The following is a 26,564-nucleotide window of genomic DNA, read 5'->3' on the forward strand; positions in this document are numbered from 1 at the left end:
TCAGTTTCATTGGCTCTATCAGAGGTCTTGTACGGATTAACGCCGACGGCGGTCGCCGTGTTCCGTAGCTGCCGCACCTTGAGCTGGAATCGGCACTGCCCGCTGCCTGCCCGTGGGTTACGGCACCGGATGCTTCGCATCGTACGCGACGAAGCCCGGCTGCAGGCAGGAGGCCAGCCAGGCCAACACGATGCATGCGATCCCGCCAATGAGCAGCACTCCGCCTTCGCTGAGGAATTGTGTGACACCGCCGGCCAGCATGTCCCCCACTCGAGGACCTCCTGCCACCACCACAATGAACACGCCTTGCAGCCTTCCGCGCAGGTGATCCGGCGTGGCGGACTGCAGGATTGTGGTGCGGAAGACCGCGCTGACAGAGTCGGAGATCCCAGCCAGCGCACAGCACAGGGCAGCAGGAAGGAGCCATGGCGTGACGCCCTCGCGGCCCGAATCTCCAGCCAGCAACACCACCAGGCCAAAGCCTGCGATCGAGGCACCCCACCCGACTACGGACCACACCACTGCGCTGCCCTGCCGCCTCACCCTGCCGAGGGGACCCGAAAACAGTCCGGCCAGGAAGGCGCCCACGGCGGTGGATGCCAGCAGCAGACCCACCGTCGTCTCTCCGCCTCCAATCATGACCGCCCCAATTGCAGGCATCAGGGCGCGGGGTTGGGCGCAGATCATGGCAATGAGGTCAATGATGAAAGTCATGCGGACATTGGGTCGCGTGCCAAGGAACCGGAAGCCCTCCACAACGGAGCGGAGCCCGGGCCGGACGGCATCCTTGGACGGTGGCAACGGCGGGAGTTTGGCAAGGCCCCACAGGGCAAAAGTGAAGCTGACGACATCGATCGTGTAGGTCCAACCGAAACCGATCGTGGCCACCAGGACACCGGCCAGCAGTGGCCCGGCAGTCATGGACAGGCCGAACGTCAGCATGCTCAAAGCGTTCGCCGCGGGGAGCAGGTCCTTGCGGACCAGGAGCGGAATGATGGCGCTGCGGGCCGGACCGTTGATGCCCTGTGCGCCACTTTGGATGGCGACCAACACGTACAGTATCCAGACGTTGCCGATTTCCAGCCAGGCCTGCAGGGCCAGGCCTGCGGTGGTGGCCCACAGCACCAGCGATGCGATCAGGGCTACTTTGCGGCGGTCATAGGCGTCCGAAACCGAGCCACCGTACAGTCCTGCGATCACCAGGGGCACCAGCGCAAAGATGCCCAGGAGGCCTACGTAGAAGCTCTCCTGTGTCAGGCGGTAGACCTCCAGGCTGACGGCCACCAACGTGAGCTGGGTGCCAATGGCAGCCACCGAGGCTCCGAGCCAGAGCCGCCGGAAGGCCGGACTCTCCTTGAGCGGAGTGATGTCTGCCAGTAGTTTCGCCACCCAGCCACCCTAACCACCCCGGGGACGTCGTTGCCCGCATGGCTTCGATGGTGCGTCTCCCGCCGTAACGCGCTGGTTGGTAGGCTCACCCGGGGGAAGGAGTCCACATGGTCTTGTCGCGACGATTGCTGTTCCGCTCGGTCATCTGGGAAATTGCCAGGCCGCGTCACCCGCTGACTGCCGGGCACATTCTGATCCGCCTCTCGGACCCGTCCACGGAATTTACGGAATCCTCGGCGGTTGATTGGTTGTTCTGCCACAACCTCGCGCGGGTTGCGTTGGACAACGTCCTGGGCGCGAAGAGGTGCGCCGTGATGTTCGCCCACCGATGGCACCCTTTGGGTTCGGCTATCGGCGAGCCGGTGGCTGAGTCTTCGACGCCAACGTTCCACCTTTTCGGGCGTTGGGAGGCGGAAACCACGACGCCGGGACGCCAGCTGAGGTTGCCGGCCCACCATCGCGTTGCGGTGCCTGAGGACAGCCTGGACATCGTCGATGCACGGATCCGGGAATCACTGCGGGTTGCTTCGGCCGGTATCCCGAAAGCACCCACTGGGCAGGTGGGATCCGCACCTGAGGCGGCGTCCGGCGTCGTACCCGCGCAGGTGCCGCTTCCGCTGGTTGCGACAATTGACGCAGCCCGCCACCACCGCGTGATCGAGCCTGCCAGTGGGGCGGCTTCGATTTCCCAGGTCCTTCCCGGAGAACTCGTCGCTGTAGGTGCCGCATTGGGTGCGCTGCCGCTGGCCAGTGGACTCAGTGGTTTTAGCTGCGTGGCCGTGGAAGGCGGGAACCTGGACCCACGCCTCCGCATCCACGCGGTAGGTCGATCTGCTGCGGAAGAAGCCAATCCGATGGTGGAGGTACTTAATTTGCCTGAAGTTAGCCTCACCTTATTGTGAACTGATCAAAATAAGTGTTTCAATAAGAGCATGACCGATCACACAGCCGACCAGCAAGCATGGGCCTCTGCGCTGCATGCCCACGGCAGGCGCGTGACAAAACAGCGGCTGGCAGTGCTTGCCGCGGTCCAGCACCATCCGCACTCCCCGGCAGAAGGCATCCTTGCCGCTGCCCGCAAAGAGCTTCCTGAACTGACAGCGCAGTCCGTTTATGTAGTGCTAAGCGACCTCACGGATTTGCAGATGCTGCGCCGCTTTGAACCCCCGCACTCCCCGGCGCTCTATGAAACCCGGGTAGGCGATAACCACCACCACGCCGTCTGCATCAGTTGCGGTCGAGTGGAAGACGTGGACTGCGCCGTGGGTCACGCACCGTGCCTCACCCCGCACTGGGATGAAAATTCCAAGCCAATGACTATCCAGATCGCAGACGTCCTGTATCAAGGCATCTGCCAGGACTGCCAGGCAAAACAACAGCTCCCCGAACCAACGTCCGTAACTCAAAAATAAGAACAAGGAGAACAATGACTGCTATTTCGACAACCCAGTCAGGTGCCCCCGTTACTTCCGACGCGCACTCCAAGTCCGTCGGCGCCGACGGTGCCATCATCCTGACCGACCACTACCTGGTGGAAAAGCTTGCCCAGTTCAACCGCGAGCGGGTCCCGGAGCGTGTAGTGCACGCCAAGGGTGGCGGCGCTTTCGGTACGTTCAAGACCACCTCGGACGTCTCGGCCTACACCAAGGCCGCGTTCCTGCAGCCGGGCGTCGAGACGGACATGCTGATCCGTTTCTCCTCCGTTGCCGGCGAGAATGGTTCTCCTGACACGTGGCGCGACCCCCGCGGTTTCGCCGTGAAGTTCTACACCTCCGAGGGCAACTACGACCTCGTGGGCAACAACACCCCGGTGTTCTTCATCCGCGACGGCATCAAGTTCCCGGACTTCATCCACTCCCAGAAGCGCCTCCCGGGTACCCACCTGCGTGACGCTGACATGCAGTGGGACTTCTGGACCCTCTCCCCCGAGTCCGCACACCAGGTCACCTGGCTCATGGGCGATCGTGGCCTCCCGGCTTCCTGGCGCGAAATGCAGGGCTACGGCTCGCACACCTACCAGTGGATCAACGCCGCCGGTGAGCGCTTCTGGGTCAAGTACCACTTCAAGTCCAACCAGGGCGTCAAGACCATCACGGGCGACCAGGCTGAGCAGCTGGCAGGCTCGGATGCAGACTTCTACATCCGCGACCTCTCCGAGAACATCGAAGCCGGCAACTTCCCCTCCTGGGAACTGCACGTCCAGGTCATGCCGTACGAAGACGCCAAGACCTACCGCTTCAACCCGTTCGACCTCACCAAGGTTTGGCCGCACGCGGACTACCCGCTGATCCACGTGGGCACCATGGAGCTGAACAAGAACCCGGAGAACTACTTCGCGCAGATCGAGCAGGCCACCTTCGCGCCGTCGAACTTCGTACCGGGTATCGCCGCCTCGCCGGACAAGATGCTGCAGGCCCGCATCTTCTCCTACGCCGATGCACACCGCTACCGCGTGGGTACCAACCACGCCCAGATCCCGGTGAACCAGCCCAAGAACCAGGTCAACAACTACAGCCAGGACGGCGCCGGACGTTACCTGTTCAACGCCCCCACCACCCCGGTCTACGCACCGAACTCCGTTGGTGGCCCGGCTGCTGTTGAGCCGGCTTCCCCGGCCGGCGGCTGGGAGAACGACGGCGAGCTCACGCTTTCCGCACACACCCTCCACTCCGAGGACAGCGACTTCGGCCAGGCCGGTACCTTGTACCGCGAGGTCTACGACGACGCCGCCAAGGCACGCCTGCTGGACACCATCACCGGTGCCGTTGGCGGCGTGAAGAGCGCCGACATCAAGGAACGCGCCATCCAGTACTGGACCAACGTTGACGCCGAACTCGGCGCCAAGCTGCGCGCCAACCTCGGTGCCGGCCAGACCTCCTCCGACGCCGAAGCAGCCAACAAGCTCTAAGGTTCTGAGTAGCAAAGAATTGCCGGGAACACCCCGCTGCGGATCTCCGCGGCGGGGTGTTCTTTCTTGTTTTCCACATAGGCGGGCCGGGCTCTGGCTGCGCTGGTGCCGTGGTCCATAGGATCCTTCCATGAGCACATTCGAAGGAATTCCGTCCGCAGCTTTCCGTTTCTATGAGGAACTGGAAGAGCACAACAACCGCGAGTGGTGGTTGGAGCACAAAGACATCTACGACGCCGCCGTCAAGGAGCCGCTGGTGGCCCTCCTTTCGGAGCTGGAGCCTGAGTTCGGGCCTGCGAAAATCTTCCGGCCGAACAGGGACATCAGGTTCTCCCAGGACAAGTCGCCCTACAAAACGGCCCAGGGGGCCTTCGCAGCGTCACAGGAAGGCCTCGGCTTCTACCTCCAAGTCAGTGCCGATGGTCTCTTGATCGGTGGCGGCTGCCATTCATATACTCCCCCGCAATTGGCACGCTTCCGCGCTGCTGTGGACGCTCCTGACAGCGGAGGGGAATTGCAGCAGATTGTGGACTCAGTTGCCGCAGCGGGTTTCGCCATCCAAGGCGAGAAGCTCAAGACCGTTCCGCGGGGCTTCGACAAAGATCACCCACGCGCCGAGCTCCTGAAGCACAAGTCCTTGTCTGCAGGGGTTGAGGTTGGTGAGCCTGAATGGCTCTCCACACCATCAGCAAAGCAGGAGATCGCTGATCGCTGGGAAGTGCTGAGGCCCTTGGTGGACTGGGTTGGGAAGCATGCAGCGCCATAAGCGATGATCGCTTTCACCGGGTAGCGCCCCCTGCCTTAAACCGACGCCCCCGGAATGCCAAAAGCGCCCGGGAAGCAATGTTCCCGAGCGCTTTCAGTGGTGATTCAAGCCAGCTGTCTGACAAGCAGCTGGGATTGGTTTAGACCTTGGTGAAGGAGTCCTCGTCCTCGTCGCCCTTGATCGCCGCGGTTGCGGGGCCGCCGTTGACAGCTGCCTTGGCTGAGGCGAACTTCTCGTTGAGCCGCGAGTGGCGCTGCCCGTAGGAGAAGTAGATGACCATGCCGATGACCAGCCAGATCGCGAAGAAGATCCAGGTCTCGACTGCCAGGTTGGTCATGAGGTAGATGCACAGGATCGCGGACACCCAGGGCAGGACTTTGCCGAACGGCACCCGGAAGGCGGGCTTGAGGTCCGGACGCTTCTTGCGCAGGACCAAAATGCCCAGGCTGACCATCACGAAGGCGGACAACGTGCCGATGTTGATCATTTCCTCGAGGAGATCCACGTTGGTCAACCCGGCCACCAGGGCCACTGCTGCACCACAAATGATCTGCAGGCGTGCAGGAGTGGAGCGCTTCGCGCTGGTCTTTGACAGAGACCGCGGCAGCAACCCGTCGCGGCTCATGGCCAACACCACGCGGGAAAGGCCCATGAGCAGCACCATGATCACCGTGGTCAGGCCCACCAGGGACCCGAACGCAATGACCTTGGCGGCATCGTTGTTGCCTACGGCCTCGAAAGCCGTGGTCAACGTGGGGTTCTTTTCCTCAGCCAGCTGGGTGTAGGAGACCATGCCGGTCAACGCAAGGGAGACCAGGATGTAGAGCAGCGTCACCACTGCCAGGCCACCGAAGATACCGCGCGGCAGTGTCTTCTGCGGGTTCTTGACCTCCTCCGCGGAGGTTGCAACCACGTCAAAGCCAATGAACGCGAAGAAGACGAGGGCAGCACCAGCGAAGATACCCAAGGTGCCGTACTGGGCAGGAACAGCACCGGTCAGGAAGCCGAAGAAGGACTGCTTCATGACATCAGCGGCACCCGTTCCGGTAGTGGGCTCGGACGCGGGGATGAACGGTGTGTAGTTGGAGAACTTCACATAGCTGAAGCCCACGACGATCACGAACAGCACTACTGCGATCTTGATCAAGGTGAAGATGTTGCCAACGCGGGCGGACAACTTCGTCCCCAGCACCAGCAACACGGTGAAGATAGCGACAATGAGGAAGGCGCCCCAATAGAGGTCAACGCCGCCCAGGCTGAGCGCTGGCGGGATGTCCAGGCCCATCAGGGCGAAGACTTTGCTGAGGTAGATGCCCCAGTACTTCGCGATTACCGCAGCAGCAGTGAAGAGTTCGAGGATGAGGTTCCATCCAATGATCCACGCGAGTACCTCGCCCATGGTGGCGTATGTAAAAACGTAGGCCGAGCCTGCCACGGGAATTGCCGTGGCGAATTCGGCGTAGCACATGATGGCCAAGGCACACGTGACAGCTGCGATGGCAAAGGAGATGGTGACGGCAGGGCCGGCAAAGTTTGCAGCAGCCTTGGCGCCAACGGAGAAGATACCGGCACCGACAGCGACGGCGACACCCATGATCATCAGGTCCCAGGTACTGAGGCTTCGCTTCAGCTTGCGCCCGGGCTCGTCGGCGTCGGCGATCGACTGCTCGATCGACTTGGTCCTGAAAATGTTCATAAAAATGCCACATTCTGGAGGGGGGTGGTATAGGACTCATCAAGAATAGTGTCCGGTCAGTGGACGACCATATTTATCCCAGATAGTGAGACGGTCCCCGAGTCCACGTTACTGATGTGACTGGTGTGACGGAGGCGAGTAGCCCCCGTCACACCACTAAACCTCCGGAACGTCCCAGTCCATGATGGTGGAGCGGATCAGGAAACGCTTCCCCTCGGGGGACTCTACAGAGAAGCCGCTTCCCCGGCCGGGAACCACGTCGACGGTGAGATAGGTGTGCGACCAGTAAGCGAACTGTTCCCTGGACATCCAGAACTCGAGAGGCTTTGGATCCTGGCCGGGTCCGGTTCCGAAGCCTGCGCTGATATCGAACCTGCCGAGGAGGACATCCGAATCACCGGTGAGAAACTCCCCCGCCGGGTAGCACATGGGGGCGGAGCCGTCGCAGCACCCACCGGATTGGTGAAACATGAGCGGCCCATGCTGCTCCCAGAGTTTGCGCAGCAATTCCACGGATGCTCCGGTGAGCGCCACCCGGGAGAAGTCCTCCCCGGGCAGCGTCACCGAAGCCTCCAGGATGTCCTGGGACATGTTCTGGGACATCAGAACTTCAGAACCACTCGGCCGTCGATCTTGGCGTGCTTCATCTCGTCAAAGACTGCATTGACTTCGGAGAGCTCTCTCGTGGAAACCGTTGGCTTGATTTTGCCCTGCGCATAGAACTCCAGAGCCTCTTCAAGGTCCTGGCGCGTGCCCACAATCGATCCCCGCACGGTGAGTCCCTTCAGGACGATCTCGAAGATCGGGGCCGGGAAGTCACCAGGAGGAAGGCCGTTGAAGACGATTGTTCCGCCGCGCCGGGCCATGCCGATGGCCTGCCCGAAAGCAGAGGGGTGCACCGCCGTGACCAGGACGCCATGGCAGCCGCCGGTTTCGCGCTGGATGACCTCTGCTGGATCCTCATGCAGTGCGTTGACCGTCAGCTCAGCGCCGTGCTCCTTGGCCAACGCCAGCTTGTCGTCGGCAATATCCACGGCCGCCACACGCAGCCCCATGGCCACCGCGTACTGGACGGCAATGTGTCCCAGTCCGCCGATTCCGGAGATGGTGACCCACTGACCCGGCCTGGCTTCGGTCATCTTCAAGCCCTTGTAGACGGTGACTCCGGCGCACAGTACCGGAGCAACCTCCACAGGATCGGAGCCCTCCGGGATGCGCGCTGCAAAACGCGTATCCACCAACATGTACTCGCCGAATGAGCCATCCACGCTGTAGCCACCGTTCTGCTGGGACTCGCACAGGGTCTCCCATCCAGTGCGGCAGTACTGGCAATCTCCGCAGGCAGACCACAGCCAGGCGTTGCCAACAAGGTCCCCGATGGCAACGTCAGTTACACCCTCGCCAAGGGCCACTACTTCACCCACTCCCTCGTGTCCAGGTACGAACGGAGGTGTAGGTTTGACCGGCCAATCACCCTCGGCCGCGTGCAGGTCGGTATGGCATACCCCCGACGTGATCAGGCGGACCAGCGCTTGGCCGGGACCCGGCGTCGGCCTTTCCACGTCCATGACTTTAAGGTCGGTTCCGAACTCCGTAACTACTGCAGCTTGCATGGTTGTAGACATTGACGATCTCCTTTGATCGATGAACAGGACGGAATTGATCGATGAACAGGGCGGATTTAGAAGAAGCCGAGCTTGTTCTCGTTGTAGCTGACCAGGAGGTTCTTGGTCTGCTGGTAGTGGTCCAGCATCATGGCGTGGTTTTCACGGCCAATTCCTGAGGACTTGTAGCCACCAAAGGCGGCACCGGCCGGGTAGGCGTGGTAATTGTTGACCCACACGCGGCCGGCCTGGATTTCCCTGCCCGCGCGGTAGGCGACATTTCCGTTGCGCGACCATACGCCGGCACCCAGGCCGTACAAGGTGTCATTGGCGATGCCGATGGCGTCGTTGTAGTCGCTGAACCTGGTCACAGAGACCACAGGCCCGAAGATCTCCTCCTGGAAAATCCGCATCCGGTTGTGGCCTTCGAAAATGGTGGGCTGCACGTAGTAGCCGCCGGCCAAGTCACCGGACAGTTCAGCCCGCGCGCCCCCGGTGAGGACTTTGGCGCCCTCCTGCTTCCCAATGTCGATGTAGGAGAGGATCTTCTCCAGTTGGTCGTTGGAAGCCTGGGCACCGATCTGGGTTTCCGTGTCCAGCGGGTTGCCCTGGATGATCTTGTTGGTTCGGGCTACAACGTCTGCCATGAAGGACTCGTAGATGCCCTCCTGGACCAAGGCACGTGACGGACAGGTGCAGACCTCACCCTGGTTGAAGGCAAACAGCGTGAAGCCCTCCTGTGCTTTGTCGTAGAAAGCGTCATCCTGGGCCGCGACGTCGTCGAAGAAGATGTTGGGGCTTTTGCCGCCAAGTTCCAACGTGACCGGAATGAGGTTGTTGGACGCATATTGGCTGATAAGCCGGCCCGTGGTGGTCTCACCAGTGAAGGCGATCTTGCGGATGCGGGGACTGGATGCCAACGGCTTTCCGGCTTCGACGCCGAAACCGTTGACGACGTTCACTACGCCCGCCGGCAGCAGGTCCCCGATCAATTCCATGAGCACCAGTATCGACGTCGGTGTCTGTTCGGCGGGCTTGAGCACCACCGCGTTACCGGCGGCGAGCGCGGGGGCCAGCTTCCACACGGCCATGAGGATGGGGAAGTTCCAAGGGATGATCTGGCCAACCACGCCCAGCGGTTCCTTGAAGTGGTAGGCGGTGGTGTCGTCATCAAGCTGCGAAAGGTGGCCTTCCTGGGCACGGACAGCCGAAGCGAAGTAGCGGAAGTGATCGGCCGCCAACGGAATGTCCGCGTTGAGGGTCTCCCGGACGGGCTTGCCGTTGTCCCACGTCTCGGCAACGGCGAGCAGTTCCACGTTCTCGTCTATGCGGTCTGCGATCTTGTTCAGAATCGCGGCTCGTTCTGCCGCTGACGTCTTACCCCAGGATGGCGCGACCTTGTGCGCGGCGTCGAGGGCCAGTTCGATGTCCCCGGACGTGCCGCGGGCAACCTCGCAGAAAGCTTTGCCTGTGACGGGCGTGATGTTTTCGAAGTAGGCGCCCTTGACGGGAGCAACCCATTCCCCGCCAATCCAGTTCTCGTACCGGTCCTTGAATGTAACCTTCGAACCCTCGGCGCCCGGCTGTGCATAAACGGTCATTGCTAGCTCCTTTGCTGCGAATCACGGTGGCTGTCGCCATTGATTCGAGCCTAGGAGCGGGCAGGTTGCAGCTACGTTGCAACCATGTGATTCAGCTCACGCGCGTAGGTTCAGGCTGTCAGTTCGCTCTCGAGCCGTTCAAGATCGGCCACGACGGCGGCGCGCTTGGGTGAGCGCGGCGGCAGCAGCTTCAGGACAGCAAGGCGGAGTTCGACGTCGTACTTCGCTTCGGGCAGCTCAGCGTACTTCAGGAGCGAATCAACGCTGCCGTCGCTGAGCAGCGCTTCCCGCAACAGATGCGAAACCCGCTCACGCAACTCCACGACGCCTGGCGCCTCCGAGCGCGGCAGGACTGCTCCTTTGTAGATCTCCAAGGCAATCCGATGGGCACCCCGCTGCAGGCAGTTGAGCACTTGACCGGAATCGGGAAGCAACTCGACGGGCAACCGGTATGGCCGCGATTCGGGAACGGCCCCCGGGCTGAGCTCATGTAGCACCTTGCGCAGGCGCACCATTTCCGCGCGCAGGGTCACGGCCGAGCCATCTCCGGGGTATAGCTGGGCGCAGAGATCATCTGCGCTGAGGCCGGCCGGTTGGCTGCAAAGGATAGCCAGGATTTCGCTGTGCCGGGCCGACAAGGAAACCGTCCGGCCATCGATACTAAGGAGCGCTTGATCGCGCCCCAGCAACTGCAGGCTGTTCCGATACAGAGTGCGGCCCGAAGCGGAAGCTGAACTCCGGCGTCGTGGTTTCTCCCGGACAGCGGCGGCAAGCTGGAGGCGTTCAATGCGCAACTGCGCCTGCGCAGCCGCAACGGTTGCTTCCACCAGGGATACCGTATGCGGGGCCACCGCAGTCTCCGTTCCAGTGATGTCCACGACGCCCAGCACGGCACCGGAATCCGGATCATGGAAAGGAACAGCGGTACAACTCCACGGGTGAACCGATCTCTTGAAGTGCTCAGCGCCTGAGATCTGGATGCTGCGGTCCAGGGCCAGCGCCGTCCCAGGCGCGCTGGTCCCCACAGAGGCTTCGGACCAATCGGCGCCCGCAACAAACATCATGCCTTCGGCCCTGCGCTGCATGACGGGATCGCCATCTACCCACAAAAGCCGCCCGACGTCGTCCCCCACCGCCACCAACAGCCCACTGTCATGGCTTGGCTGGACCAGCAATTTCCTGATGACCGGCATGATTGCAGCCAGCGGGTGTTGCCTGCGGTAGTCCTCCAGCTCGTCGCGGTCCATCGCGAGCGGCGCTTCCGGAACATCGGGATTGGCCTGGAGGCTGGCCGAACGCTGCCAGGACTCGCGGACCAAACGCCGCAGGCCCGGGATTTCCCCCGGAGATCCGGCCCGCAGGGTATCCAGTTGTTCATGGCTGATCAGGGCGCGCTTCTGCACAAGTCCCCGGGCCTCGCTGCCTGGAACTGACGGATGGATTGGATTCCTCATCGAACTCCCCTGATGCACCGAGCGTCCGGCACATTACCGATGCGGCACAGTACCGAGAAGTCTAGTTCCGGTGGAGGCGATTGTCAGCCGCGCGAGATCTGGATCATTTCCTCACGAGGAACTACCTTGATGCGCTCGCGGATGACGCCGTTGCCGTTGCCCGATTCGGACCACGCGGCACCCAGGGCGGCCTCGTGGGCATCCAGACGGTTCCACCCCTCCCATGTGGTGTATTCGATACCGCGTTCCTCAAGGAGGTCAATGATTGCCTGCGGATCCGGGTTCTCGGCCGGAGGCAGCGTGAGCCGGTCTTCGAGGAGGCAGCCGATGGTTTCCAGGGCATCGCCCTTGGTATGACCGATCAGGCCGACAGGTCCACGCTTGATCCAGCCGGTGGCATAGATTCCCGGCACGGGCTTGCCGTCGGCGTCCAGGACGCGACCGCCGTCGTTCGGTATCACACCGCGGCGGGCATCGTATGGCAGTTCTTCGAGAGGCGAGCCGTGGTAGCCGATGGCCCGGTAGACGGACTGCACGGGGTACTCCACAAATTCACCGGTGCCCTTGACGTTGCCGGTTCCATCGAGCTGCATGCGCTCGAACTTGATGCCGGAAACCTTGCCGGGAGTTTCCGGCGAGTCCAGGATTTCCACCGGGCTATGCAGGAAATGCAGGTGCAGACGGCGGGAGGACGGCTGCTCGGATTCCGCGTGTTCTTCCACCAGCCAGTTGGTCATGGTGTTGACCATGGTCTTGATTTGGTTATTGCTGCGGATTGCTTCGTCTGAGGCTTCATCGAACTCAAAGTCCTCCGGGTAAAGCACGATGTCTACGTCGTTGCAGTGGGACAGCTCCCGCAGTTCCAACGGGGTGAACTTCACCTGCGCAGGACCGCGGCGACCAAACACGTGGACATCGGTAACGGGTGATTTCTTCAACCCTTCGTACACATTTTCCGGGATCTCGGTAACCAGCAGTTCCTCGGGGTGCTTGACCAGCATGCGGGCCACATCGAGGGCAACGTTGCCATTTCCGATGACCGCGATCTCCTTGGCATCCAACGGCCAGTCGCGCGGGACATCCGGGTGTCCGTCATACCAGGAAACGAAATCAGCGCCGCCGAACGAACCTTCCAACCCGATACCCGGGATGTTGAGGTCCGCGTCCTTGATGGCACCCGTGGAGAAGATCACGGCGTCATAGAAAGCACGGAAATCGTGAAGAGTCAGGTCCCGGCCGTAAGTCACGTTACCGAGGAACCGGATGTCGCCCCGGTCCAGCACTTTGTGCAGGGCGTTGACGATGCCCTTGATGCGGGGATGGTCTGGCGCCACGCCGTAGCGGATCAGCCCGTACGGGGCCGGGTACGCCTCAAAGAGATCGATACTGACCTCCACGTCCCCGTCCTTGACCTCGTTGGATTTCGTCAGGATGTCGGCGGCGTACACGCCGGCGGGACCGGCGCCCACGATGGCGACGCGAAGCGGACGTTTGGGGGTGGTTGCGGCTGAGTTGGACACCGTGAGCCCTTCCGAATCAGTAAGCCACGCCCGTTGTTGGGGCGCGCAGATTCCAATTCTAGATGTCCACCCTGCACCCAGCCTCCTATATGGCGGGAGTCACACAAAAACACACTGTTGCTTCCAACATTGCGGAATATTGCGCCGCCGTTTGGTGTTGGCGACATTGTGTCGACACCCGAGCAGATCACCGCAACCTCGTCCTCTTCCAACCAGCCCAGGGTCCAGAGTGCGTCCAGCAGTGAAATAGAAAGCGACGGACGCACCACAGGCGGCAGGGCTCCCGGACGGAAGCCGGTCTGGAGCGAGTCGACGGCGGGAATCCTGTTTGGCATTGGCGCTTACAGCTTGTGGGGGCTGCTTCCGCTGTACTTCCTGGCCCTTCAACCGGCCGGGGCCATGGAAATCGTTGCCAACCGCGTCGTTTGGTCGTTGATCTTCTGTGCCTTGCTGATCACGGTCACGAGGGCTTGGAGGGTTTTTGGCGCAGCCGTGAAGGACCGCTCAGTCTTTGGCTCGCTGGCCTTGGCGGCTGGATTGATTGCCATCAACTGGCTCACCTATACCTTCGGCGTCACCACAGGACACGCAGTTGAAACGTCCCTTGGATACTTCATCAACCCCTTGGTGTCGGTCCTGCTCGGCGTATTCGTCCTCAAGGAGAAGTTGCGGCCACTCCAATGGACAGCAGTTGGAATCGGCTTCGTGGCAGTGGGCGTCCTGACCTTTTCCTACGGGCAACTTCCCTGGATCGCGTTGACCCTGGCCTTCAGCTTCGGTTTGTACGGATTCGTCAAGAAGCGCGTCGGCCCCAAGGTTGATGCGCTCACCAGTCTCTCCGTTGAGACAGTGGTCCTGGCCCCCTTTGCAGCCGCAACCATGGTTGTCCTGGGCGTGAGCGGCGTCGCGACACTCACCGCCTTTGGACCCGGTCATTTCTGGTTGCTTCTGGCATCTGGTGTCATCACGGCTGTGCCGCTGCTCTTCTTTGGCGCCTCGGCACGTCGTTTGCCCATGACCACCATCGGCCTGCTCCAATATTTCGCGCCGATTCTGCAGTTCATCGTGGCGCTGGCGGTCTTTAACGAGACCATGACCACGGCCCGCTGGATCGGATTCTGCGTGGTGTGGCTCGCCCTGCTGGTGCTCACTGTGGACATGCTGAACACGGCAAAGAAGAACTCGTCCCTGAAGAAGAAGGCCAGGATCGCGGCCGCTGCGGGAGCTTAGCCAGACTGCTGAAAACGCCGGAGGAGTGCATCGACGCTGGAATGCGTCGTGAACGCCGGAGCTTTCCGGCGTAGTTGCATCTCTCCGACGAACTCATAGCCTGAGCACTTTTGTTCATTTCTGTTGAGGTGTCCGTCAACCGGACATAAAGTTGCGGAAACTTTCACCGCCACGTCCACCCCAACCTGCCAACGAGTACAGGCACATCCACATAGCTGGCATTTGCGGCTGTTCCCACATCGGGGAACAAAGACGAATGACAGTCAGATGGACCTGCCCTTTGCTGGCAACAGTTTTGAACGGAGCCGTTTTGAACATCAATGGACCCACACTGAACCGCAGGACCCTTTTCCGCACGGCAGGCGCGGCCGCCCTGGCCGGAGCCCTGCTATCCCACTCCGCCCCGGCGTTTGCGGAACAGGCACCCGGACTGCTGCAGCTCATCGATCGAAGGCGCTTGGTCCTTGCCGGCGGGCAAAGCGCTGCGGACGTCCCTGAGCTCGCAGCGCAGCTTGAGGGTATGGGCCAAACCACGGAAAAGTGGTGGACTTCCATGGACAAGGCTCCCGTACGGACCTCGTTGTGGAATGACATTCCGCTGATTGGCATTGGACAGTCCACGGCGGCCACCGGCAATATGGGCCTGCATTTCAACCGCCTCTATGACATGGCCCTTGGCTATGCGGTTCCGGGAACTCCCTATGCCGGAAACCCGCAACTGGCGGCCGATATTGTGGCTGGCCTGCAGCTCCTCCATGACACCGCGTACAAGCCCGGCATGCGGGCCGCTGGCAATTGGTGGTTCTGGGAAATAGGTGTCCCCCGCAAATCGGTGGACATCCTCACCCTTCTCTACGCCGAGGTGCCCGAAACGCTGCGGGCTTCGCTGCTGGCAGCAGTGCGCTGGTTCGCTCCCAACCCGAATTGGCGCGGGCGCGCAACGTCCCTCGCGGAGACCGGCGCCAACCGCGTGGACAAATCGCTGGCCTGCTGCATGCGGGGCATCCTGGACAACAACGCGGATGAGATAGCCCTGGGCAGGGACGCTTTGAGCGACACGGTACGCGGCGGCACCAACAGTGTGTTCACGTACGTGAGCAGCGGCGACGGCTTCTACACGGACGGCTCCTTTGTGCAGCACGGCTATCTGCCATATGCCGGAACCTACGGCGTTGTGGCTCTGGCCGGCATCGCAGAGATCATCGCCATGCTCGGTGGAAGCTCCTGGGCAGTCAACGACCCCAAGCGTTCCGTGCTCCTGGAGGCAGTGGAGAACACCTACGCACCGTTCGTGTGGGACGGCCGGATCATGGACACCATCCGTGGCCGTGCCGTATCCCGGCAGCGCGAGCCCGACTATGTCAGCGGCTTTGGGCTGATCTCCGCCGTCTTACTGCTGGCACCAGGCTGCGAGGAGCCGTACCGTTCGAGGTTCCTCGCCTTGGCCAAGGGCTGGCTTGAACGCTGCGCGGACCAGAAACTCGTTGGCCATCCAACGCAGAGCCTGGCAAAGTCCCTGTTATCGATGGGCGTCCTGTCCGATTCCTCCGTGGTTTCAGCACCCGCGCCTGTGTATAGCCGGATGTTCGCCGACCAGGATCGGCTGGTGCACCACAGACCACAGTGGGGCTGCACGGTGAACCTGTCCTCCAAGCGCATTGGCCGCTACGAGTGGGGCAACAGCGAGAACAACCTCGGCTGGTATCAGGGCGACGGAATGACTTTTTTGTACACCCGGCAAGATCCCTCCCAGTTCAGCGCTGACTTCTGGCCCACGGTGGATCCCTACGCACTCCCGGGCACCACAGTCAACGACCAAGCACGCGCGAGCGGAGCAGGCGGTGCAGGAACTGGAATCCCCCGCGCTTTCCAGGCCTTTGCCGGCGGACTCACCGTGGACGGACGTTGGGGCGTCATCGGTATGGACCACCTCAACCACAACAAGTCCCTGTCCGGAAGGAAATCGTGGTTCTTCCTGGATGACGCCGTCATCTGCCTGGGCGCGGGCATCACCGGTACAGGTGGAGCTTCGGTTCGGACCACCATCGAGAACAGGTCCTTCGCCGTGGGGTCCGTTCCGGACTTGCGAACTGATTCCCGGACGCGTCGCCTGGCTGATGGCGATTCCCCCGTAGCCATTAAACGATCAGTTCACATTGAAGGGCATGGCGGCTATGTCCTCTTGGACGCGCCCGGCATCTCAGGAGCAACCGAGGTCGCCGTGATCCGCCGAACGGGCAGCTGGTATGACGTCAACTCCGGAGCGGATACCGGCGGCACCACGGATCCCGTCACACGGGAATACGTGACCATCACACACCGCCACGGCGTGGATCCCGCGGATTCCGGCTACGCATACATAGTGCTCCCCGCAGCAACCCACGACACCACGTTCTCGCAGTCCGCGAATCCCGATGTAAGGGTCCTGGCAAACTCCTCAGTGTCGCAGATGATCGAAGTCGCGACGGAAAAGCTGGTCCTGGCCAACTTCTTCGCCGCAGGCAGCAGCGAGGGCTATACGGTCTCCGGGCCCGGCACGCTGGCAGTCCGCCAGGTTGGGGACCAGCTCGCTGTCTCCGTTGCAGATCCGTCCCGGACACAGTCCAGCGTTCGGGTCACGCTGCCAGGAACCCAGTGGCGCACGCTGGCACAGGCCGACGACGGCGTGGCCCTTGTCAGCGTCGATCCCCTCGTCATCGAAGTCCAACTCGACGGACATGGCCACCAGAAGAACCTGACGCTGGGCACCTAGGTGGGCTCCGGCGTCGTGCGTTCTCTGGAACGTGCAGCCCCGCGACGCCGACACCGTGGGAGCCGTGCGAGTTCGCACGGAAACCTCCCGCGAACTCGGCGGGTTCCCGCGAACTCGGCCGTTTAACGCAGAAGGAGGGCCGGGAAATCCCGGCCCTCCTCCGCGAAACAGACCTTACGCGTTGGCCTTGATGGCGGCGGCGAGAACCTCGAGGCCGTCGAGGAGCAGCTCGTCGCTGATCACGAGCGGCGGAAGCAGGCGGATCACGTTGCCGTAAGTGCCACAGGTCAGGATGATGACACCTTCCTGGAGGCATGCGGCGGCGACGGCCTTGGTGAGCTCAGCGTTCGGTTCCTTGGAGCCGGGCTGTACGAGCTCAATGGCCAGCATGGCGCCACGGCCACGGACGTCGCCAACCACGGAAACTTCTCCAGCCAGATCGCGGAGCTTGCCCAGGGCGAGCTCTTCGATGTGGCGGGCGCGGCCGTTGAGGTCGTGCTGCTCCATGGTGTTGATGGCTGCGAGAGCTGCTGCGCAAGCAACCGGGTTGCCACCGTAGGTGCCGCCGAGGCCGCCCGGGTGGACGGCGTCGAGCAGATCGGCGCGGCCGGTGATCGCGGACAGCGGCAGGCCGCCGGCGATGCCCTTGGCCATGGTGATGATGTCCGGGACAACACCTTCGTGGTCAACGGCGAACCATTCGCCCGTGCGGCAGAAACCGGACTGGACCTCGTCAGCAATGAAGACGATGCCCTTTTCCTTGGCCCAAGCCGACAGTGCCGGGAGGAAGCCTTCGGCCGGAACGATGAAGCCACCCTCACCCTGGATGGGTTCGATGATGATCGCGGCAACCTGGTCGCCACCGATCTGCTTCTCGATCATGGTGATGGCGCGCTTGGCAGCCTCGGCACCGGTGATCTCCGGGTTCTCTTCACGGAACGGGTAGCTCATGGGCATGCGGTAGACCTCGGGCGCGAACGGGCCGAAGTTGGTCTTGTACGGCATGGCCTTGGCAGTGAGCGCCATGGTCAGGTTGGTGCGGCCGTGGTAAGCGTGGTCGAAAGCAACAACAGCGTCGCGGCCGGTAGCCAGGCGTGCAACCTTGACGGCGTTCTCCACGGCTTCAGCGCCGGAATTGAACAGCACGGTGCGCTTGGCGTGGTCGCCCGGGGTGAGGCGGTTGAGCTGCTCGGCCACTGCGACGTAGCCCTCGTACGGGGTGACCATGAAGCAGGTGTGCGTGAAGTGCGCGGCGGCTTCCTGGACGGCGGCGACGACGGCGGGGTCGGACGCGCCGACGCTGGTCACGGCGATGCCGGAGCCGAGGTCGATGAAGGAGTTGCCGTCGACGTCGCGGATGATGCCGCCGTCGGCGTCTTCGACGTAGACGGGTACGCCGGAAGCGACGCCGGCAGCAACGACGGCGGAGCGACGCTCGGCCAGTGCCTGCGACTTGGGGCCGGGGAAGGCGCCGTTGATGTTGCGCTTCTGCTCGATGCGGTACGAGAGTTCGTTCGCGGTAGTGGTCATGGGGTGATTGCCTTTCTGGGAAGCCAGGTGTGGAGGGTTACGCGACTGCGTTATGCAACTGAGTTATGCATCCAATGCACTCATGACGTGCTTGATGCGCGTGTAGTCCTCCACGCCGTACATGGAGAGGTCCTTGCCGTAGCCGGACTGCTTGAAGCCACCGTGCGGCATCTCTGCCGTGAGGAGGATATGGGTGTTGATCCAGACTGCGCCGAAGTCCAGGTCACGGCTCATGCGCATGGCAGTGCCGTGGTCGGTGGTCCAGACGCTGGATGCCAGGGCGTATTCGACGTCGTTGGCCAGCTCGAGCGCTTCGGCTTCGGTGCTGAACTTCTGGACCGTAATGACGGGACCGAAGGTTTCCTTCTGGACGATGTCGTCGGTCTGCTTGGCGCCGGTGATGATGGTGGGCTCGAAGAAGAAGCCCTTCTCGCCCGCGCGGTGGCCGCCGGTTTCGATCTTGCAGTTCTCCGGGAGGTGTTCCACCACGGAGGTGACGGCGTTGAAGTGGTTCACGTTGTTGAGCGGGCCGAAGTAGTTGTCTTCGTCGTTCTCGGAACCGGTGTGCAGCGTCTTGGTGTGCTCAACCATGGCCGCCACCATGTCATCGTGGATCTCGTCCTCGATCAGTACACGGGTGATGGCCGTGCAGTCCTGGCCGGCGTTGAAGAAGGCGAATTCTGCGATGGCCGCAGCGCTCTTCTTGATGTCGGCGTCCTTGAAGACGATGGCCGGAGCCTTGCCGCCAAGTTCCAGGTGTGCACGCTTGAGGCCCTTGGCCGCACCGCTGGCAACGGCGATGCCGGCGCGGACGGAACCGGTGATGGACACCAGGCCGGGGACCTTGTGATCCACCATCATGGCGCCGGTTTCACCGGTTCCCAGGACAACGTTGAGGACGCCGGCGGGGAAGATTTCCCCCGCGAGGCGTGCCAGCACCAGGGTGGATTCCGGGGTGGTGTCCGACGGCTTGAGGACAACAGTGTTTCCAGCGGCCAGGGCGGGGCCGATCTTCCAGATGGCCATGAGGAACGGGTAGTTCCACGGCGCGACCTGGGCCACGACACCGATCGGTTCGCGGCGGACGTAGGAGGTGTGGCCCTCGAAGTACTCGCCTGCGGACTTGCCTTCCATGATGCGTGCAGCACCTGCGAAGAAGCGGAGCTGGTCTGCGCCGGCGGCAACTTCCTCGGAAGCGATCAGGGAGCGAACCTGGCCGGTGTTGCGGTGCTGGGCTTCAACGAGTTCCTCGCTGTTGGCCTCCACGGCGTCGGCGAGCTTGAGCAACATGAGCTGGCGCTGGCCCGGTGTGACGTGCTTCCACGTCTTGAAAGCGTCGCTGGCAGCGGTCATGGCGGCGTCAACATCGGCCTGCACCGAAATCGGCGACTTGGCAACGATCTCCCCGTTGGTGGGGTTCACGATGTCCAGGAGACCCGTACCTGCCGGCGTAACGAATTCGCCGTTGATGAAGTTCTGCAAGGTTTGAACCACGGTGTGCAACCCTCTTTCGGTGTGTGGGCATGGGTTTTAGCTGATCAGAGCCTATGCCAGCAGAGGGGTCCAAGGAATAGTCAGCTGCACACACACGCACACTCTCCTTAGTGCGCTTGACCAGCGCCGGGTTACGCTTGTAACCATGGCAATGTCCCTCTCTTCGCTCGTCGCTGTCCCCTCCCTGAAGCTCCGCAAAACAGGTAGCGCAGAAACAACCTGGAACCAGGACATCAGCTGGGTGGCCGTGACGGAGCTGGAAGATCCACAGCGCTTCCTCAGCGGCGGGGAATTGGTCCTCACCACGGGCCTGCGCCTGAAGAGCGCCGCCGACCAGCGCCGATTCGTCCGGCAGGTCCAGCGCGCGGGTGCGGTGGGCATCGGCTTCGGCATCGGCCTTACGCACGAGTCCGTTCCCGAGGCCCTCATCGCCGAAGCCAACCGTTGGGGCCTGCCCCTGGTGGAAGTGCAGTACGAGATTCCCTTCATCGCCATCGGAAAACTCGTTGCCGAGTCGCATTCGGCTGACCACTACGCAAACTTGGAACGACTCCTGGCAGGACACCAGATCCTCGCCCGATCGCTCCTTACCGGCGGCGGCCTGGGCGAACTCCTCAAGCAATTGGGCAGCATGCTGCGCACTGACGTCGTGCTTACCCAGTTCAGCGCGCAACTTTACAACAGCGTTCCCGGGAAACCGGCCCCGACGGCGGATGGCTGGGCTTCGTATCCGATTCCCACCGGCCGTAGGGACGCCTGCACACTGTGGTTGCGGCAGCCGTTCGTGGACTCCGGGATTGTCAGTTACGCACAGAACCTCATCAGCGTGGAGCTCAACAACATGGTCAAGCAGCGCCAGGCCCAGAGAGCCATGGCCGGGCAGGTGCTGGACGACGTCATCCACGGCACGCTGGAAACCATAGAGGCTGCCCGCCGTTTGGCAGGCGTTGGAATCAACAGCACCAGGAAGAACGTGGTGCTCGTGGCGGAGTCCACGGCACACCACAAGCAACTGGTGAATATCTCGCTGCCCCAGGCGCTGGAAGCTGGCGTCAGCGCGGTGGTCGGGAAGGACCTGGTCACCGTCATCAGCGACGACGGCAGCTCTGCCACAGCCTTGGCCAAGAGCCTGAGCGACCATCTGCAGGAAGCCGGGATCCACGCCGTGATCGGAATCGGCGGCGCCTATACGAAGCCGAACGGCCTGCGCTGGAGCTACTTTGAAGCGCGCGACGCCGTGGCGCACGGCTTGCCCGTGAACGAACCCGAGCGGCTGAGCCTGACCTCCCTGCTGCTGGCGAGCGAGGACGTTCCGTTGGCCGACATGGCCAGCGAGTCGCTCACCCCCCTGCGGAAGTTCGACGCCGCGCACGGTGCCGAACTGGTGACCACGCTGGAGAGCTACCTCAACCACAACGGCTCTGTGGCGGCCGTCGCCGAAGCCCTGACGCTGCACCGCAACACGGTGCGGTACAGGCTGGCGCAGATTACCGAGTTGACGGGCTACGACCCCTCGCAGACGCAGGACCGGGTGCAGCTTTGGCTTGCGCTGGCCGTGCAGCGGCTGGGCTCGCGGAACCCCCGGTAAGCGCCCAGCCGCCGCGCCGCCGGAGAGATTCGCCACAAAGTTCTAGACATGAAACGTCAAACGTCTAACCTTTAGATATGGCTGCGACGACCCCTTACACCCCGACCACAGGAAACCTCCCACAGATTGCCCCCGCCAACGTGGCAACAGCCCACGCGGTGAAGGCAGTCCCCAAGACGCGCGTCGTCGCCGTCGTCGGCATCGTTGCAGTGGTCCTCATCGGACTGAACCTGCGCGCCGGAATCACCAGCGCAGCGGCGCTCTTCCACGAGTTGCAGCAGGCGCTGGGCTACGGCGCCTTGGTGGCTTCGATCCTGCCCTCGATTCCGCTGCTGTGCTTTGCGGTTGCAGGGATGGGGACCTCGTGGCTGACCCGCCGCGTGGGTGTTGAGAAGGCCATCGCGATCGCCTTGGCCTTGCTGGCAGGGGGCTTGCTGGTGCGCGGTGTTCCAATGACGGGCGCCCTGCTCGGTGGAACCGTCCTGGCGATGTCCGGACTTGCCGTGTGCAACGTGGCCATGCCGTCGTTCATCCGCGAACACTATGCGGACCGCACCTCCATGATGACCGGGCTCTACACCTTCACGATGTCCGGCGGCGCTACGTTCGCAGCGGCCGTGAGCGTTCCCTTGGCCCAGCAGCTCGGTTCGCCGTCGATGGGCCTTGCCGCCTGGGGCATCCTGGGCGTCGCAGCGCTACTCGGCTTCCTCCCGGTGGTCCTGCACTCGCACAGGAATTCCACCAAGACGGACCGTCCACGCGTATCCATGTGGCCCCTGCTCCGCACCCGCCTGGGGATCCTCATCACCGCTATCTTCACGTTCCAGGCTTTCCTCGCCTACGCCGTGATGAGCTGGTTCGCGTACATCCTCACCTCCCAGGGCCTCAGTGCTTCCGAAAGCGGACTGCAGTTTGGCGTCATGCAGCTGGTCTCCGTAGCCGCCGGCATGATCCTGCTCGCCTTCGGTTCCCGGCCGGGCATGCTGCGGCCTGCTCTCTACCTCGCGAGCAGCTCCACGCTGGTTGCCATTGCCGCCATGATCTGGTTGCCCACCTCCTTGGCGGTCATCTCCGCAGTGCTCTTCGGCTTTGGCTTGGGCATCTTCCCGCTGGTCCTGGTGATCATCAGCCGCAGCGGGCGCTCGACGGCGGAAACCACCGCGCTCTCCACGATCGCCCAATCGCTGGGATACTTGATTGCGGCAATCGGCCCCTTTGGCATGGGGCTGCTCCACAGCGCTACGGGCGGGTGGGCGCTGCCCCTGAGCTTGCTGTCCATCGTGGCAGTGGCGCTCATGGTTACCTGCCACATGCTCACGAGCAAGCGCACTGCTACCAAGACCGGACCGAGGAAAGCATGACCCTTACTCCTTCGCATCGCCCGGCACTTGCCGAGGAGATCACCGCCAAGCTGCGGGACATGATCAAATCAGGCGAGTGGCCGCTCCAGGAGCGCATCCCGGCTGAGCCTGAACTCATGGCGAGCCTTGGCGTTTCGCGGGGAACCCTCCGCGAGGCCATCAAGGCTTTGGCACACTCGGGCATGCTCGAAGTCCGCCGGGGAGACGGCACGTATGTACGGGCCAACAGTGAAATGTCCGGTGCGGCCCAGCGCATGTACTTGGAGCACACCCAGGAACACATCGTGGAAGTGCGGCTCGGCCTGGATACCCAGGCGGCCCGCCTTGCCACCAAGCACGCAACGGTGGAAGACCTGTCCGAGATGCGGCGCCTGCTGGCCCTGCGCCATGACGCCTGGCAGTCCGAGGACTACCCCACCTGGGCCCGCGCTGACTGGGAATTCCACGAACGGGTTGCCCTGGCATCCGGAAATCCGCTGCTGCATCAGCTCTACGTCTCGTTTGGGGGGGTCTTCCACAATGACCTCCTCCGGCAGCAACGCAAGGAGGGCTTCAACGGCATCCCCCGCGAGGGGCACGATGAACTGGTGGATGCTTTGGAAGCCCACGATCCCGACGCCGCCGTCCGGAGCGTCTACCGGAACCTGGATTTCTGCGCGGACAAAACCCCACATTAACCCTTCGCTAGTCCGTTGCCAGCCCGCTTTTCCGTTGTTGCCCAACCACGTAACAGCGGCCCGGCAACGTCTTTACGGAGTCGTTTCGATTCCCACCCCGGCCGCGTCCTTGTACCTGGCGTTGATCAGCACCACGTCGCGTCCCGCCCGGTCCAGGAGGCTGGCTGCAACACTCGCCCGGTAACCCGTTGCGCAGTGCACCCAGATTCTTGACTCCGGCAGCTCCGTGATCCTTCCGAGCAGCTCATATACCGGCATGTTGAGCGCGCCCCTGACATGCGAGGCCGCGAATTCATCCGGCCGCCGAACATCAAGGACCACGTCCTCCGGTGTTCTGTCCTTGACGAGCCCGGCCCAGTCCGAGTGCGGATACGACGCCTGCGTGTGGTCCGGCGCCAAGGCACCAATGTCCAAGACTTTAGCGTTAGGCCCGACGGCGGCATCCGGACTATCGATGCCGATTCTCGCCAGGTCACGGATCGCCTTCTCTACTTCGTCCAACGGGCCCAGTAGGGTGAGTGGCTGGTTCCACGGGATCACCCAGCCGAGGTAGCTGGTGAAGTTGGAGCCGCTTCCGTATTCGAAGCTCACGCTGCCGTGAAGATGGCTGTCCGCAAAGGCCACCCGGTGCCGCAGATCCACCACCCACTCGCCCGCGTCCAAACGACGACCCAGCTCTGCGGCGTCCACTGAATCAGGTACTCCCAGATTTGCCGGGCCAGGGCCACCTGCATTGAGCGGGCTCATGTGCGCGTAGTAGGCCGGGTAAGCCGTGATGTTCTCCAAGAGCTCAGCCACGAAATGGTCCTCACTGGGGTCCGTTAACGCGTGATTGGCGACGGCTTGCTCGCCAATGGTCGAGGCGTTCTGCCTGCTCGCTGGTCCGATGGAACAGAAGGATCCGAAGCCGTGCGTTGGATAAAGGGCAGCATCGGATTGCGCCTCAGCGACCAGACGCCGGACCGAAGAATACTGGTCGTGTGCCAGGCCGGCCGTGTCATGTGGCGAGACCAGGTCCGTCCGCCCAACGGAACCGTAGAGCAAGCTGCCGCCGGAAAACACAGCCTCGGGGCCGCCGTCGTGCGCTTCCTCCCGGACGACGTACGAAAGGTGCGTGTGCGTGTGCCCAGGCGTTGCGAGCACCTTCACAATCAAGCGCCCCACACGGATGACTTGCCCGTCGGTGACGGGGACGCGATCAAACGCAACATGGTCATCACCGTTGACCAAGTACTCGGCACCATGTTTTTCAGCCAAAACCAGCCCGCCGGTGACGTAGTCGTTGTGCAGATGGGTTTCGGCGACGTGGGTGATCCGGACGCCAGCTTGCCTCGCTGCCGCTTCTATCCGATCAGTGTCCCGCTGCGGGTCTATAACCAGCGCAACTTTGCCGTCATGCACCAGGTAGCTGCGGTCCCCCAATGCCATGGTTTCGATGACTACGACGTCCATGATTCAGCGTACCGCTGAAGGTTAAGCAAAAGCGGGGCCACTCAATGAGTGACCCCGCCAACGCAGAAAAACTAGACCTGTGCGGCTACTCCGTCGCGGGAGATGTCCACCATGTCCTCACGCGGCACAACCTTGATGCGCTCACGCGTGACCTCAACGCCGTGGGACGTGCCGGCCTCGGTGGCTGCAGCGCCGAGCGCGAGCTCGTGGGCGTCCAGTGCCAGCCAGCCTTCCCAGCTGGTGAACTTCACCCCGCGGGCGTCGAGCAGTTCCACCACCGCATCAGCTTCGGGAACCTCAGCGAAGGGCAGGTTCTGGCGGTCCTCAAGGAGGTACGTGACGGTCTCCAGGGCATCGCCCTTGGTGTGGCCGATGAGGCCCACCGGACCACGCTTGATCCAGCCCGTTGCGTAGAGGCCCGGTACGTGCTGGCCGTCGGCGTCCAGGACGCGGCCGCCGTCGTTCGTGACAACGCCCTTCTTGTGGTCGAACTCAACGTCCGGCAGGGCGGAGCCGAAGTAGCCGATGGCACGGTAAACGGCCTGGACCGGGTAGTCGATGAACTCGCCGGTTCCGCGGGCGTTGCCCGTGCCGTCCAGCTCGGTGCGCTCGAACTTGATGCCGGCAACCTTGCCCGGAGTCTCCGCGGAGTCAACGATCTCAACCGGGCTGTGCAGGAAGTGCAGGTGCAGGCGGCGGGAAGCCTTGAGCTCGGAGAGGTCCTCGGGCTGCTCAGCGATCCAGTTGGTGAGCGTGCCCACCATGGTCTTGGTCTGGTTGTTGGTCTGGACCTGGCGGTCGGACTCTTCGTCGAATTCGAAGTCCTCGGCGTAGAGGATGATGTCTACGTCCTTGGAGTGCGAGAGTTCGCGCAGTTCCAGCGGGGTGAACTTCACCTGGGCGGGGCCGCGGCGGCCGAAGACGTGGACGTCCGTGACCGGAGAGTTCTTCAGGCCGGCGTAAACGTTGTCCGGGATTTCGGTGACCAGCAGGTCATCGGCGTGCTTGGAGAGGACACGCGCCACGTCAAGGGCAACGTTGCCGTTGCCGAGGACAGCGATTTCCTTGGCGTCCAGCGGCCATTCGCGGGAAACGTCCGGGTGGCCGTCGTACCAGGAGACGAAGTCGGCGCCGCCGAAGGATCCCTCAAGCTCGATGCCCGGGATGTTCAGGTCCGCGTCCTTGATGGCGCCGGTGGCGAAGATGACGGCGTCGTAGTGCTTGCGCAGGTCCTCGATGGAGATGTCCGTGCCGTAGTCAACGTTGCCGAAGAAGCGGATATCGCCGCGGTCCAGGACCTTGTGCAGGGCGTTGACGATGCCCTTGATGCGGGGGTGGTCCGGAGCAACGCCGTAGCGGATGAGGCCGTACGGTGCCGGGTAGCGGTCAAAGAGGTCGATGCTGACGTTGAGTTCGCCGCTCTTGACGGCTTCGCTCTTGGTCAGGATGTCTGCTGCGTACACGCCGGCCGGGCCGGAGCCGATGACGGCGACGCGAAGCGGACGGTCCGCAGAACCTACGGGGGTGCTAGTTGACACGGCT

Annotated in this window: 20 protein-coding genes; 9 read left to right on the top strand and 11 right to left on the bottom strand. The window is 62.7% G+C overall.

Annotated elements, in window-relative coordinates:
* Nucleotides 1–117: 117 nt before the first annotated feature.
* Nucleotides 118–1,389 carry an MFS transporter gene (locus ACZ5G6_RS17890; protein ID WP_223934149.1) on the bottom strand — a complete coding sequence of 424 codons (1,272 nt, stop codon included), beginning with the start codon at nt 1,387–1,389 and terminating at the stop codon, nt 118–120.
* Between the two features lie 107 nt (nt 1,390–1,496).
* Between ACZ5G6_RS17890 and ACZ5G6_RS17895 the strand changes: the two genes are divergently transcribed.
* The 4 genes from ACZ5G6_RS17895 to ACZ5G6_RS17910 all read left to right on the top strand — a co-directional run bounded on the left by ACZ5G6_RS17895 (nt 1,497) and on the right by ACZ5G6_RS17910 (nt 5,063).
* A complete protein-coding gene (locus ACZ5G6_RS17895) occupies nt 1,497–2,291 on the top strand; it encodes a hypothetical protein (protein WP_498686976.1) in 795 nt (264 codons plus the stop codon).
* 30 nt (nt 2,292–2,321) lie between these two features.
* Nucleotides 2,322–2,801, top strand: a complete 480-nt coding sequence (locus ACZ5G6_RS17900) for a Fur family transcriptional regulator (RefSeq protein WP_223934152.1) — start codon at nt 2,322–2,324, stop codon at nt 2,799–2,801.
* Nucleotides 2,802–2,815: 14 nt separating this feature from the next.
* On the top strand, nt 2,816–4,297 hold the full coding sequence (locus tag ACZ5G6_RS17905; RefSeq protein ID WP_223934154.1) for a catalase: 1,482 nt from the start codon (nt 2,816–2,818) through the stop codon (nt 4,295–4,297).
* 130 nt (nt 4,298–4,427) lie between these two features.
* Nucleotides 4,428–5,063: a DUF2461 domain-containing protein gene (locus ACZ5G6_RS17910; protein ID WP_223934156.1), complete on the top strand. Its 636-nt coding sequence runs from the start codon at nt 4,428–4,430 to the stop codon at nt 5,061–5,063.
* A 139-nt stretch (nt 5,064–5,202) separates the two neighbouring features.
* Here the strand turns inward: ACZ5G6_RS17910 and ACZ5G6_RS17915 are convergent, their stop codons facing one another.
* The 6 genes from ACZ5G6_RS17915 to ACZ5G6_RS17940 all read right to left on the bottom strand — a co-directional run bounded on the left by ACZ5G6_RS17915 (nt 5,203) and on the right by ACZ5G6_RS17940 (nt 12,938).
* Nucleotides 5,203–6,759, bottom strand: a complete 1,557-nt coding sequence (locus ACZ5G6_RS17915; protein ID WP_498686981.1) for an amino acid permease — start codon at nt 6,757–6,759, stop codon at nt 5,203–5,205.
* A gap of 156 nt (nt 6,760–6,915) precedes the next feature.
* Nucleotides 6,916–7,350: a DUF779 domain-containing protein gene (locus ACZ5G6_RS17920; protein WP_223937629.1), complete on the bottom strand. Its 435-nt coding sequence runs from the start codon at nt 7,348–7,350 to the stop codon at nt 6,916–6,918.
* Nucleotides 7,351–7,361: 11 nt separating this feature from the next.
* Nucleotides 7,362–8,384: an alcohol dehydrogenase AdhP gene (gene adhP / locus ACZ5G6_RS17925; protein WP_223934160.1), complete on the bottom strand. Its 1,023-nt coding sequence runs from the start codon at nt 8,382–8,384 to the stop codon at nt 7,362–7,364.
* Between the two features lie 56 nt (nt 8,385–8,440).
* A complete protein-coding gene (gene exaC, locus ACZ5G6_RS17930; protein WP_498686983.1) occupies nt 8,441–9,964 on the bottom strand; it encodes an acetaldehyde dehydrogenase ExaC in 1,524 nt (507 codons plus the stop codon).
* 110 nt (nt 9,965–10,074) lie between these two features.
* Entirely contained in the window at nt 10,075–11,418 is a 1,344-nt protein-coding gene (locus tag ACZ5G6_RS17935; protein WP_223934164.1) for a GAF domain-containing protein, read from the bottom strand.
* Nucleotides 11,419–11,501: 83 nt separating this feature from the next.
* On the bottom strand, nt 11,502–12,938 hold the full coding sequence (locus ACZ5G6_RS17940; protein WP_498686986.1) for an FAD-dependent oxidoreductase: 1,437 nt from the start codon (nt 12,936–12,938) through the stop codon (nt 11,502–11,504).
* 246 nt (nt 12,939–13,184) lie between these two features.
* On the opposite strand from ACZ5G6_RS17940, the gene rarD reads away from it, so the two are divergent.
* Both rarD and ACZ5G6_RS17950 read left to right on the top strand, forming a co-directional pair.
* A complete protein-coding gene (gene rarD, locus ACZ5G6_RS17945) occupies nt 13,185–14,168 on the top strand; it encodes an EamA family transporter RarD (protein WP_498691939.1) in 984 nt (327 codons plus the stop codon).
* A 310-nt stretch (nt 14,169–14,478) separates the two neighbouring features.
* Nucleotides 14,479–16,920, top strand: coding sequence for a polysaccharide lyase 8 family protein (locus ACZ5G6_RS17950; protein ID WP_498686988.1), 2,442 nt, complete (start codon nt 14,479–14,481; stop codon nt 16,918–16,920).
* 174 nt (nt 16,921–17,094) lie between these two features.
* Here the strand turns inward: ACZ5G6_RS17950 and gabT are convergent, their stop codons facing one another.
* Nucleotides 17,095–18,450, bottom strand: a complete 1,356-nt coding sequence (gene gabT / locus ACZ5G6_RS17955) for a 4-aminobutyrate--2-oxoglutarate transaminase (RefSeq protein WP_498686990.1) — start codon at nt 18,448–18,450, stop codon at nt 17,095–17,097.
* A gap of 63 nt (nt 18,451–18,513) precedes the next feature.
* The gene (locus ACZ5G6_RS17960) at nt 18,514–19,944 is read right to left on the bottom strand and encodes a gamma-aminobutyraldehyde dehydrogenase (protein WP_223934171.1); all 1,431 of its coding nucleotides are present in this window, start codon (nt 19,942–19,944) and stop codon (nt 18,514–18,516) included.
* 145 nt (nt 19,945–20,089) lie between these two features.
* On the opposite strand from ACZ5G6_RS17960, the gene ACZ5G6_RS17965 reads away from it, so the two are divergent.
* The 3 genes from ACZ5G6_RS17965 (at nt 20,090) to ACZ5G6_RS17975 (ending at nt 23,570) form a co-directional block, all read left to right on the top strand.
* The gene (locus ACZ5G6_RS17965) at nt 20,090–21,532 is read left to right on the top strand and encodes a PucR family transcriptional regulator (RefSeq protein ID WP_223934173.1); all 1,443 of its coding nucleotides are present in this window, start codon (nt 20,090–20,092) and stop codon (nt 21,530–21,532) included.
* 77 nt (nt 21,533–21,609) lie between these two features.
* Nucleotides 21,610–22,893 carry an MFS transporter gene (locus ACZ5G6_RS17970; RefSeq protein ID WP_498686994.1) on the top strand — a complete coding sequence of 428 codons (1,284 nt, stop codon included), beginning with the start codon at nt 21,610–21,612 and terminating at the stop codon, nt 22,891–22,893.
* Nucleotides 22,890–23,570, top strand: a complete 681-nt coding sequence (locus tag ACZ5G6_RS17975; RefSeq protein ID WP_498686996.1) for a FadR/GntR family transcriptional regulator — start codon at nt 22,890–22,892, stop codon at nt 23,568–23,570. The genes ACZ5G6_RS17970 and ACZ5G6_RS17975 overlap by 4 nt, the downstream gene beginning before the upstream one ends.
* A 72-nt stretch (nt 23,571–23,642) precedes the next feature.
* On the opposite strand, the gene ACZ5G6_RS17980 is transcribed toward ACZ5G6_RS17975, so the two are convergent.
* Nucleotides 23,643–25,022, bottom strand: coding sequence for a rhodanese-like domain-containing protein (locus ACZ5G6_RS17980; protein ID WP_498686998.1), 1,380 nt, complete (start codon nt 25,020–25,022; stop codon nt 23,643–23,645).
* Nucleotides 25,023–25,093: 71 nt separating this feature from the next.
* A complete protein-coding gene (locus tag ACZ5G6_RS17985; protein WP_223934178.1) occupies nt 25,094–26,560 on the bottom strand; it encodes an FAD-dependent oxidoreductase in 1,467 nt (488 codons plus the stop codon).
* Between the last annotated feature and the right edge of the window lie 4 nt (nt 26,561–26,564).

The sequence above is a fragment of the Arthrobacter sp. TmtSoilC51 genome, from assembly GCF_055388015.1.

Bases quoted from the DNA above. Each gene is read 5' to 3' on its own strand.
- ACZ5G6_RS17895 (WP_498686976.1), top strand. From the start codon at position 1,497: ATGGTCTTGTCGCGACGATTGCTGTTCCGCTCGGTCATCTGGGAAATT.
- ACZ5G6_RS17900 (WP_223934152.1), top strand. From the start codon at position 2,322: ATGACCGATCACACAGCCGACCAGCAAGCATGGGCCTCTGCGCTGCAT.
- ACZ5G6_RS17905 (WP_223934154.1), top strand. From the start codon at position 2,816: ATGACTGCTATTTCGACAACCCAGTCAGGTGCCCCCGTTACTTCCGAC.
- ACZ5G6_RS17910 (WP_223934156.1), top strand. From the start codon at position 4,428: ATGAGCACATTCGAAGGAATTCCGTCCGCAGCTTTCCGTTTCTATGAG.
- ACZ5G6_RS17915 (WP_498686981.1), bottom strand. From the start codon at position 6,759: ATGAACATTTTCAGGACCAAGTCGATCGAGCAGTCGATCGCCGACGCC.
- ACZ5G6_RS17920 (WP_223937629.1), bottom strand. From the start codon at position 7,350: ATGTCCCAGGACATCCTGGAGGCTTCGGTGACGCTGCCCGGGGAGGAC.
- adhP (WP_223934160.1), bottom strand. From the start codon at position 8,384: ATGTCTACAACCATGCAAGCTGCAGTAGTTACGGAGTTCGGAACCGAC.
- exaC (WP_498686983.1), bottom strand. From the start codon at position 9,964: ATGACCGTTTATGCACAGCCGGGCGCCGAGGGTTCGAAGGTTACATTC.
- ACZ5G6_RS17935 (WP_223934164.1), bottom strand. From the start codon at position 11,418: ATGAGGAATCCAATCCATCCGTCAGTTCCAGGCAGCGAGGCCCGGGGA.
- gabT (WP_498686990.1), bottom strand. From the start codon at position 18,450: ATGACCACTACCGCGAACGAACTCTCGTACCGCATCGAGCAGAAGCGC.
- ACZ5G6_RS17965 (WP_223934173.1), top strand. From the start codon at position 20,090: ATGGCAATGTCCCTCTCTTCGCTCGTCGCTGTCCCCTCCCTGAAGCTC.
- ACZ5G6_RS17970 (WP_498686994.1), top strand. From the start codon at position 21,610: ATGGCTGCGACGACCCCTTACACCCCGACCACAGGAAACCTCCCACAG.
- ACZ5G6_RS17975 (WP_498686996.1), top strand. From the start codon at position 22,890: ATGACCCTTACTCCTTCGCATCGCCCGGCACTTGCCGAGGAGATCACC.
- ACZ5G6_RS17980 (WP_498686998.1), bottom strand. From the start codon at position 25,022: ATGGACGTCGTAGTCATCGAAACCATGGCATTGGGGGACCGCAGCTAC.